At 70.8% G+C, this 10021-nt stretch carries 8 protein-coding genes; 6 read left to right on the forward strand and 2 right to left on the reverse strand.

Annotation, left to right across the window (positions count from 1 at the left end; translation table 11 throughout):
- Positions 1–34: 34 nt before the first annotated feature.
- The gene (locus tag AC1Q49_RS09435) at positions 35–1930 is read right to left on the reverse strand and encodes an FAD-dependent monooxygenase (RefSeq protein WP_492491808.1); all 1896 of its coding nucleotides are present in this window, start codon (positions 1928–1930) and stop codon (positions 35–37) included.
- A gap of 18 nt (positions 1931–1948) precedes the next feature.
- Entirely contained in the window at positions 1949–3337 is a 1389-nt protein-coding gene (locus tag AC1Q49_RS09440) for an MFS transporter (RefSeq protein ID WP_492491810.1), read from the reverse strand.
- Between the two features lie 112 nt (positions 3338–3449).
- Here AC1Q49_RS09440 and AC1Q49_RS09445 point away from each other — a divergent pair, with 112 nt between their 5' ends.
- The 6 genes from AC1Q49_RS09445 to AC1Q49_RS09470 are packed head-to-tail and all read left to right on the forward strand — an operon-like array spanning position 3450 to position 9968.
- Positions 3450–4994 carry a fumarylacetoacetate hydrolase family protein gene (locus tag AC1Q49_RS09445; protein WP_492491812.1) on the forward strand — a complete coding sequence of 515 codons (1545 nt, stop codon included), beginning with the start codon at positions 3450–3452 and terminating at the stop codon, positions 4992–4994.
- On the forward strand, positions 4991–5659 hold the full coding sequence (locus AC1Q49_RS09450; RefSeq protein ID WP_060960418.1) for a GntR family transcriptional regulator: 669 nt from the start codon (positions 4991–4993) through the stop codon (positions 5657–5659). Before AC1Q49_RS09445 ends, AC1Q49_RS09450 begins: the two co-directional genes overlap by 4 nt.
- Positions 5660–5681: 22 nt before the next feature.
- Positions 5682–7202 carry a 5-carboxymethyl-2-hydroxymuconate semialdehyde dehydrogenase gene (gene hpaE, locus AC1Q49_RS09455; protein WP_060960417.1) on the forward strand — a complete coding sequence of 507 codons (1521 nt, stop codon included), beginning with the start codon at positions 5682–5684 and terminating at the stop codon, positions 7200–7202.
- A gap of 29 nt (positions 7203–7231) precedes the next feature.
- Complete coding sequence (hpaD, locus tag AC1Q49_RS09460; RefSeq protein WP_191008991.1) at positions 7232–8395, forward strand: 3,4-dihydroxyphenylacetate 2,3-dioxygenase; 1164 nt, start codon at positions 7232–7234, stop codon at positions 8393–8395.
- Positions 8396–8397: 2 nt separating this feature from the next.
- Positions 8398–9180, forward strand: coding sequence for a 2-keto-4-pentenoate hydratase (locus AC1Q49_RS09465; protein ID WP_267956662.1), 783 nt, complete (start codon positions 8398–8400; stop codon positions 9178–9180).
- On the forward strand, positions 9165–9968 hold the full coding sequence (locus AC1Q49_RS09470; protein ID WP_492491816.1) for an HpcH/HpaI aldolase family protein: 804 nt from the start codon (positions 9165–9167) through the stop codon (positions 9966–9968). The genes AC1Q49_RS09465 and AC1Q49_RS09470 overlap by 16 nt, the downstream gene beginning before the upstream one ends.
- Positions 9969–10021: the final 53 nt, after the last annotated feature.

A 10021-nucleotide genomic window follows, 5' to 3' on the forward strand; every position in this document is an offset into this window, starting at 1 on the left:
CCGCCGGCCGACACCACCGACCCCACGGGGCCGGTCACGCCACGGGCAGCATCCACTCCGCGAAGAACGATGCCAGCTCGTCCGTCGCTTCCAGGGGCAGGACGGCCGCGACGTACTGGTCGGGGCGCACGACGACCAGCACACCGTCCCGCGACAGTCCGCGCGCGTCGAAGATGTCCACGTCGCTCCAGCGGTTCGGTGCTGCGGCGAACACCTTCTCCCAGTCGGTGAGGGCGAGGGCACCGGATCGGGGCCGGAAGATCGCGGGGGCCCGGGTGACGTCGATCTCCTCGAACCCCTCCTGATAGATCACCTTGGCGTCGAAGATCGCGTCGACGTCGCTCCCGTGCGGGGTGTAGCGGCGCACGGGCGAGTCCGGCGCCTCGGCCAGCCACCGCGCGAAGCCGGCGACGGCGGAGTCGGCCCGCGTGCCGGCGGCGTCGGCGAAGGCGTACAGGCGCCAGCGGCCGTCGGCCTTCGCGTGATGACCGAGGTGCACCACGTTGCCGTCCGCCGCGAGCGTCACGGGTGCGCTCTTGAACCGCTTGCCGACGGGGAAGCCCGTCGCGAGGTGCTGGTACGCGTCGCTCGCCACGACGCCCGCGCCGGCGGTGTAGGTCGTCATGAATCCGGACGGGAACTCGGCCGTCGCCAGGTAGTAGGTCGCGAGGTCGGTGGGGTCGGAGATCTCCTCCGGCTTCCTCGCCATCAACGACGACCACTCCTTGTCGAAGTCGATGAGCTGCTGCGCGACCGGACGCCGTTCGGCGCCGTACGTCGACAGCAGGGATGCCGGGCTCAGCCCGGTGAGCACCGAGCCGAGCTTCCAGCCGAGGTTGAACCCGTCCTGCATCGACACGTTCATGCCCTGTCCGGCCTTGGCGCTGTGGGTGTGGCAGGCATCCCCGGTGAGGAAGACCCGCGGGTCGCGGCCGCCGTCGAGCACGTCGTCGAAGCCGTCGGTGACCCGGTGACCCACCTCGTACACGCTGTGCCAGGCCACGCTCTTCACATCGAGCGTGTACGGATGGAGGATCTCGCCTGCGCGCCGGATGATCTCCTCGATCGGCGTCTGGCGCACCCGGTGGTCGTCGTCCGCGGCGACCGCGCCGAGATCCACGTAGACGCGGCTGAGATAGCCGCCCTCGCGCGGGATGTGGAGGATGTTGCCCGCTTCGGCGTTGATCGCGCACTTGATGCGCCAGTCGGGGAAGTCGGTCTCGACCAGCACGTCCATGACGCCCCAGGCGTGCTGCGAGATGTCGCCGACGTGCACGCGCCCGATCGCCGCCCGCACGCCGCTGCGCGCCCCGTCGCATCCGACGACGTATCTGGCGCGCACGACCCGCTCGTCTCCCGCGTCCGGCCCGGCCACGACCCGCAGCCCCACCTCGACGGGATACTCCCCCGTGTCGTGGACGGTGAGCCCGGTGAACTCGATGCCGTAGTCGGGGACGATCCGCCCGGGCCCGTGGGCCGCCGCCTCGGCGAAGTAGTCGAGCACGCGCGCCTGGTTGACGATGAGGTGCGGGAACTCGCTGATGTCGTACGCGTAGTCGGCGGTGCGCGAACGGCGCACGATGGCGCGCGGGTTCTCGGGGTCGGGCCCCCAGAAGTTCATCCAGCCGATGTTGTAGGCCTCGGCGATGATGCGTTCGGCGAAGCCGAACGCCTGGAACGTCTCGACGCTGCGCGGCTGGATGCCGTCGGCCTGACCGAGCGGCAGGCGTCCGCTGCGCCGCTCCACGATGCGGGTGACGACATCGGGGTACTGCGACAGCTGCGCGGCCAGCAGCATCCCTGCCGGACCCGAGCCCACGATGAGCACGTCGACCTCGTCGGGCAGCGCGGCGGGACGGTCGAGGCCCGTGCCGGCGGCGGGGAGCACCCGCGGATCCTCCGAGACGTACCCGTGGTGGTGGAACTGCATCGTCGTCGCCTTTCCGGCTCACGCCTTCGACATGCCGTAGAGGGGACTCACGGCTTGCTCCGCCTCGTGGTCGGGACCGAGCGGGATGCCGCTGCGGTCGCGCAGCAGCAGGGTCGCGACGAGGCCCAGCACCGTCATGCCGGCGAGGTACCAGGTCACGCCCGTGGTCGACCCCGTCGCCTGGACGATCGCCTGGGCGATCGTGGGTGCGAACGCCCCGCCGAGGATGGCCCCGATCGCGTAGGAGATGGAGACTCCCGAGAAGCGGATGGATGCCGGGAACAGCTCGGCGTACAGCGCGGCCTGCGGGCCGTAGGTGAACCCGAGGCCGACGGTGAGGATCACCAGACCGACGGTCAGCGTCACGATCGATCCCGTGTCGACGAGCGGGAACAGGAGGAACACGCCGATCAGCTGCAGCACCCAGCCGATCAGGTAGGTGGTGCGGCGCCCGATGCGGTCGGAGATCCAGCCGGACAGGAACGTGAACAGCAGCCAGGTGATCGCCGACAGGGTGACGGCGCCCAGCACGTCGGCCGTCGCGAGGCCGATCGGCCCCTTGGGGTCGGTGGCGTAGCGCTGGATGTAGCCGCCGGTGGTCATGTAGCCGACGGCGTTGTTGCCGGCGAAGACGAGCGCGGCGACGATCACGAGGAGCGCGTGACGACGGAACAGCTGCACGATCGGCATCCGGGTCTCCTCCTTGCGTTCGGCGAGCTCGGTGAACACGGGGCTCTCCTCGACTCGGCGGCGCACGTAGGAGCCGATGACGATCAGGACGAACGACAGCAGGAACGGCACCCGCCACCCCCACTGCAGGAAGGCCTCCCCCGGCGCGATGAGCGCCATCAGGGCGAGCATGCCCGACGCGAGGAGCAGTCCGAGGGGAACGCCCATCTGCGGCGAGGCGCCGAAGACCCCGCGGCGCGTCTTGGGCGCGTGCTCGACGGCCATGAGCACCGCGCCGCCCCACTCGCCGCCGGCCGAGATGCCCTGGAGGATGCGCAGGAGGACGAGGAGGATCGGCGCGGCCATGCCGATCGCGGCATACGTGGGCAGCAACCCCACGAGCGTCGTCGCGATGCCCATCAGGACGAGCGTCACCATGAGGACGAGGCGGCGGCCGTACTTGTCGCCGAAGTGGCCGGCGAGGAAGGCTCCGAAGGGCCGGAACAGGAAGCTGATGCCCACCGTGATGAACGAGAGCACCTGGGCGAAGCCCTCGCCGGCGGGCGCGAAGAACAGCTGGCCGAAGACGAGGCCGGCCGCCGAGGCGTAGATGAAGAAGTCGTACCACTCGACCGTCGTGCCCACGATGGTGGCGAACACCACCCGGCGGCGATCGGTGTGGGTGGCGATCGTGCCGGTCGGGGTGAACCCGCCGGCCTGGCTCGGGGATGCGCTCATCGGTGTGTGACTCCCGTGTCGTGTGACGTCTCTGTCGTGCGGAGAAGCGATGCTTGCTCCGGTGCGAACGATCATATACGATTTCGGATACGACGCAAGGGCGAGGGAGCTCATGACCATCGACCACCCCACGGTGACTGACAACGACACGACGGATGCCGTCGACACCCGTTTCGCCGCGCTGCCGAGCCGGCCGGGGAAGATCGTCGCCGTCCACCTCAGCTACGAGTCGCGGGCCGCCCAGCGCGGCCGCCGACCCGCCGCCCCCTCCTACTTCTTCAAGGCGTCCAGCTCCGTCGCCGCCTCGGGCGGTGTCGTGGAACGCCCCGCCGGCACCGAGCTGCTGGCGTTCGAGGGCGAGATCGCGCTCGTCATCGGCGCCGCCGCCCGACGGGTGGGCGTGGACGACGCCTGGCGGCACGTCGGCTGGGTCACCGCGGCCAACGACCTCGGCCTCTACGACCTGCGCGCCAACGACAAGGGCTCCAACGTCCGCTCCAAGGGCGGCGACGGGTTCACGCCCATCGGGCCGACGCTGCTGCCCGCCGCCGACCTCGACCCCACCGCCCTCCGCGTGCGCACCTGGGTGGACGGCCGGCTGCGGCAGGAGGGCACCACCGACGACCTCCTCTTCCCGCTCGCGCAGCTCGTCGCCGACCTCTCGCAGCACTTCACGCTGGAGTCCGGCGACATCATCCTGACGGGCACACCGGCCGGCTCCTCCGTCGTCGTCCCCGGCGAGGTCGTCGAGGTCGAAGTCGACGTGCCGGCGACCGGCGCGAGCACCGGACGCCTGATCACCACGGTGGTCGACGGTCCCGACATCCCGTTCGACGAGACGCTCGGATCGCTGCCGGCCGTCGACGATCTGCAGCGCGAGGAGGCCTGGGGCTCGCGGGAGGCCGCCGGCCTGGCGGGTGACGGCGTGTCGGCTCAGGGTTCCGCCGGGCCGGAGGGCCGCGTCGGAGGGCCGCTGAGCCCGCAGCTGCGCGACAAACTCCTGCGCACCCCGGTGGCCGCATTGTCGCAGCAGCTGCGCAAGCGCGGACTCGACAACGTCACGATCGACGGCGTGCGCCCGCTGCACCCCGCGAGCAAGCTCGTCGGCACCGCGAAGACGCTGCGGTTCGTCCCGGGCCGCGAAGACCTCTTCGCCAGCCACGGCGGCGGCTACAACGCGCAGAAGCGCGCCTTCGACACCGTCGCGGACGGCGAGGTCATCGTGATCGAGGCCCGCGGCGAGGCGGGGTCGGGAACGCTCGGCGACGTCCTCGCCATCCGCGCCCACGCCCGCGGCGCCGCAGGCATCGTCACGGACGGCGGCGTGCGCGACATCGCCGCCGTGGCGGACGTGGGCATCCCGGTCTACACCGTCGGCGGGCACCCTGCCGTGCTCGGCCGCAAGCACGTGCCCTGGGACGTGGACGTCACGATCGCCTGCGGCGGCACGACCGTGCAGCCCGGCGACATCCTCGTCGGCGATGCCGACGGCGTCATCGTCATCCCTCCGGCACGGGCTCAAGAGATCGCGGACGCGGCGCTCCTCCAGGAGGAGGAGGACGCGTGGATCGCCGCCCGGGTCGCCGAAGGCCATCCCGTGGAGGGCCTGTTCCCGATGAACGCGCACTGGCGGGCCATCTACGAGGAGTCGCGATGACCACGGTCGCCACCGGCAGCAAGTCGGAGATCGCCTACGACTGGATCCGCGAGCGCATCCACCGCCACGAGTACGGGCCCGGCTACCGGCTGGTGCTCGGCGCCATCGCCGCGGAGCTGGAGATGAGCGTGGTGCCGGTGCGCGAGGCGATCCGCCGCCTCGAGGCGGAACATCTGGTCACGTTCGAGAAGAACGTCGGCGCGCGGGTGTCGGTGGTCGACGAGGAGGCCTACGTCCACACGATGCAGACGCTGAGCCTCGTCGAGGGCTACGCGACGCGCCTCGCCGCGCCGTTCGTGACGGCGGACGACCTCGCCGCGGCATCCGAGATCAACGCACGCATGCACCGGCTGCTCGACGACTTCGACGCGCACACGTACACCCAGCTCAACCAGCGCTTCCACGCCGTGCTGTTCGACCGCTGCCCCAACCCGCACATCCTCGACCTCGTCGATCGCGGCTGGTCGCGCCTGGCGGGTCTTCGCGACACCTCCTTCGCGCTCATCCCGGAGCGCCCGCGCCACTCCGTGGAGGAGCACGATCGCATCCTCGACCTCATCCGCGGCCAGGCCGACCCGGACGAGCTGGAGATGTTCACCCGCACCCACCGCCTGCGCACGCTCGACGCGTTCCTGCAGGCCCGACACGACACCCCCGGGCGTTGACCCGCCATCGATCGGAGAGACCATGACCGACACGACGACTCCGGCCCTGGACACGCGGCATGTACCCGCCGACCTGCCCGACCGCATCCGCCACTACATCGACGGACGCTTCGTGGATGCGGTCGACGGCGACACGTTCGAGGTGCTCGAGCCGGTCAGCAACGAGGTCTACGTGCGGGCCGCGGCCGGCAAGAAGGCCGACATCGACCTCGCCGTCGCCGCGGCGCGACGCGCCTTCACCGAGGGGCCCTGGCCGCGGATGCTGCCGCGCGAGCGCTCCCGCATCCTGCACCGCATCGCGGACATCGTCGAGTCGCGCGACGCCCGTCTCGCCGAGCTCGAATCCTTCGACTCGGGCCTTCCCATCACCCAGGCCCTCGGTCAGGCACGGCGGGCCGCGGAGAACTTCCGCTTCTTCGCGGACCTCATCGTCGCCCAGTCCGACGACACCTTCAAGGTGCCGGGCCGGCAGATCAACTACGTCAACCGCAAGCCGATCGGCGTGGCGGGACTGATCACGCCCTGGAACACCCCCTTCATGCTCGAGTCGTGGAAGCTCGGCCCCGCCCTGGCGACCGGCAACACCGTCGTGCTCAAGCCCGCGGAGTTCACGCCGCTGTCGGCATCCCTCTGGGCGGGGATCTTCGAGGAGGCGGGCCTGCCGCAGGGCGTCTTCAACCTCGTCAACGGCCTCGGCGAAGACGCGGGCGACGCCCTCGTGAAGCACCCCGACGTGCCCCTCATCTCCTTCACGGGCGAGAGCCGCACGGGCCAGATCATCTTCGGCAACGCGGCGCCGTTCCTGAAGGGCCTGTCGATGGAGCTCGGCGGCAAGAGCCCGGCGATCGTCTTCGCCGACGCCGACCTGGATGCCGCGATCGACGCGACCATCTTCGGCGTGTTCTCCCTCAACGGCGAGCGCTGCACGGCCGGCAGCCGCATCCTCGTCCAGCGGGGCGTCTACGACGAGTTCGTGGAGCGCTACGCGGCGCAGGCGTCGCGCGTGAAGGTCGGCTACCCGCACGACCCGGCGACCGAGGTCGGCGCGCTCGTGCACCCCGAGCACTTCGCGAAGGTGATGGGCTACGTCGAGATCGGCAAGACCGAGGGGCGCCTGGTCGCCGGAGGCGGACGGCCCGAGGGCTTCGCGTTCGGCAACTTCGTCGCCCCGACGGTGTTCGCCGACGTCGCCCCCGACGCCCGCATCTTCCAGGAGGAGATCTTCGGTCCGGTCGTCGCGATCACGCCGTTCGACACCGACGAGGAGGCCCTCGCGCTCGCCAACGACACGCGCTACGGGCTCGCCGCCTACGTCTGGACCAACGACCTCAGACGCGCGCACAACTTCGCCCAGGCGGTGGAGGCCGGCATGGTCTGGCTCAACTCGAACAACGTCCGCGACCTGCGCACCCCGTTCGGCGGGGTGAAGGCGTCGGGCCTCGGCCACGAGGGCGGCTACCGCTCCATCGACTTCTACACCGACCAGCAGGCCGTGCACATCACGCTCGGCGCGGTCCACAACCCGACATTCGGCAAGAACTGACCCACCCCTCATCACGCAAGGACGCTGACATGACCGACCGCTCGACCATGACGAAGACCTCGTCCGGGTTCTTCGTCTCGCCCGAGGCGCCCATCGCCTCGGACAACCCCGTCGCCACCCCGACGTCGCCGGCCCCCGACATCCTGCGCTGCGCCTACATGGAGCTCGTCGTCACCGATCTGGCGCGCTCCCGCGAGTTCTACGTGGACGTCCTGGGGCTGACGGTCACCGAGGAGGACGAGGACACCGTCTACCTGCGCTCGCTCGAGGAGTTCATCCACCACAACCTCGTCCTGCGCCGGGGACCGATCGCCGCCGTGGCCGCGTTCAGCTACCGGGTGCGCTCCGCGGACGACCTCGACCGCGCCGTCGCCTTCTACACCGAGCTCGGCTGCGACGTGCGCCGCAACCCGGAGGGCTTCACGAAGGGCATCGGCGACGCCGTCCGGGTCGTCGACCCCCTCGGCTTCCCGTACGAGTTCTTCTACGAGACGGAGCACGTCGAGCGGCTCGCCTGGCGGTACGACCTGTACACGCCGGGAGCGCTCGTGCGCCTCGACCACTTCAACCAGGTGACGCCCGACGTCCCCCGGGCGGTGCGCCACTACCAGGACCTCGGCTTCCGCGTGACGGAGGACATCCAGGACGAGGAGGGCACGGTCTACGCCGCCTGGATGCGCCGCAAGCCCACCGTGCACGACACGGCGACGACCGGCGGCGACGGCCCGCGGATGCACCACGTCGCGTTCTCGACCCACGAGAAGCACAACATCCTCGCGATCTGCGACAAGCTCGGCGCCCTCCGCCGCAGCGACATGATCGAGCGCGGGCCGGGCCGCCACGGCGTCAGCAACGCGTTCTACCTGTACCTGCGCGACCCCGACGGCCACCGCGTCGAGATCTACACGCAGGACTACTACACCGGCGACCCGGACAACCCCGTCGTCACGTGGGACGTGCACGACAACCAGCGCCGCGACTGGTGGGGCACCCCGGTCGTGCCGTCCTGGTACACCGATGCGTCGCTCGTGCTCGACCTGGACGGCAACCCGCAGCCCGTCGTCACCCGCACCGACGCCTCGGAGATGGCCGTGACGATCGGCGCCGACGGCTTCAGTTACACCCGCGGCGACGACGAGTCGTCACTGCCGGAATGGAAGCAGGGCGAGTACAAGCTGGGCCACCAGCTCTGATCATGGATGCCGAGACCATCGCCGGCCTCGCCGAGGAGCTGGCCGAAGCCGACCGCACCCACACCGTCATCCCCCGGATCACGGCGCGACACCCCGAGGCGACGATCGAGGACTCCTACGCGATCCAGGGCGTCTGGCGCGACCGCATGATCGCGGCCGGACGCACTCTCGTGGGCCGCAAGATCGGACTCACCTCGAAGGCGATGCAGCAGGCCACCGGCATCACCGAGCCCGACTACGGCGTCATGTTCGACGACACCGTCTACCCGACGGGAGCGGCCATCCCGGTGGACCACTTCTCGAACGTGCGCATCGAGGTCGAGCTGGCCTTCGTGCTGAAGACCCCGCTCGCGGGGCCGGGCTGCACGCTCGAGGACGCGCTCGCGGCGATCGACTACGCGGTGCCCGCGCTGGAGGTGCTCAACTCGCACATCGAGCTGGAGGGCCGCACGATCGTCGACACGATCAGCGACAACGCCGCGTACGGCGCGATGGTGCTCGGCGACGTCCATCGCCGGCCCGACGAGATCGACCTGCGCTGGGTGCCCGGCGTGCTCAGCCGCAACGGCGAGATCGAGGAGACGGGTGTCGCCGCCGGCGTCCTCGGCCATCCCGCGGCGGGCGTGGCGTGGCTTGCCGACAAGTTCGCGCAGCACGGTGCCAGACTCGAGGCGGGCGAGATCATCCTCGCCGGGTCGTTCACGCGGCCCATGTGGGTCCGACGCGGCGACGAGGTGCGCTGCGACTTCGGCGAGATGGGGGTCATCGAGTGTCGTTTCGTCTGAGCCCGACCTTCCGCGACCGGCTGGCCGCGGCATCCCGCCCCCTCGCCGGCGGCTGGGTGTGCTCCGGCTCCGCGCTCGTCGCCGAGATCATGGCGGGCTCGGGCCTGGACTGGCTGCTCATCGACATGGAGCACGGGCCGAACACCCTCGCCTCCGTGCGGGAGCAGCTGCAGGCCGTCGAGGGGTCGCCCGCGACGGCGGTGGTGCGCGTGCCGATCGGCGACGTCGTGACCATCAAGCAGGTGCTCGACCTGGGCGCGCAGAACATCCTCGTGCCGATGGTGTCGTCGGCCGCCGAGGCACGCGCCGTCGTGGAGGCCACCCGCTATCCCCCGCGCGGCCGGCGGGGCGTCGGCTCCGCGCTCGCGCGTTCCGCCCGCTGGAACCGCGTCGAGGACTACCTCACGAACGCCGACGCGTACGTCTCGGTGTTCGTGCAGGTCGAGACGGCCGAGGGCGTCGACGCGGCCGCCGAGATCGCCGCGGTCGACGGCATCGACGGGGTCTTCGTGGGGCCGAGCGACCTGGCCGCCTCGATGGGACTGCTCGGTCAGCAGACCCATCCGGACGTCACGGCCGCCGTGATCCGCGCCTTCGAGGCGGTGCGGTCGACGGGCACACCCGTGGGCGTCAATGCGTTCGACCCGCACGTGGCCCAGTCGTATCTGGATGCCGGGGCCGCCTTCGTCCTCGTCGGCGCCGACGTGGCGCTGCTCGCGCGGGGGTCGGAGGCGCTCGCGGCGCGGTGGGTGCCCGCCGCGGACGACACGGTACGCGGCTCGTATTGAGGCCCCGCACCCCCGGTCGTTGAGCGAGCGCAGCGAGTCGAAACACCCCCGCC

It is taken from the genome of Microbacterium sp. MPR-TSA4, assembly GCF_058792815.1.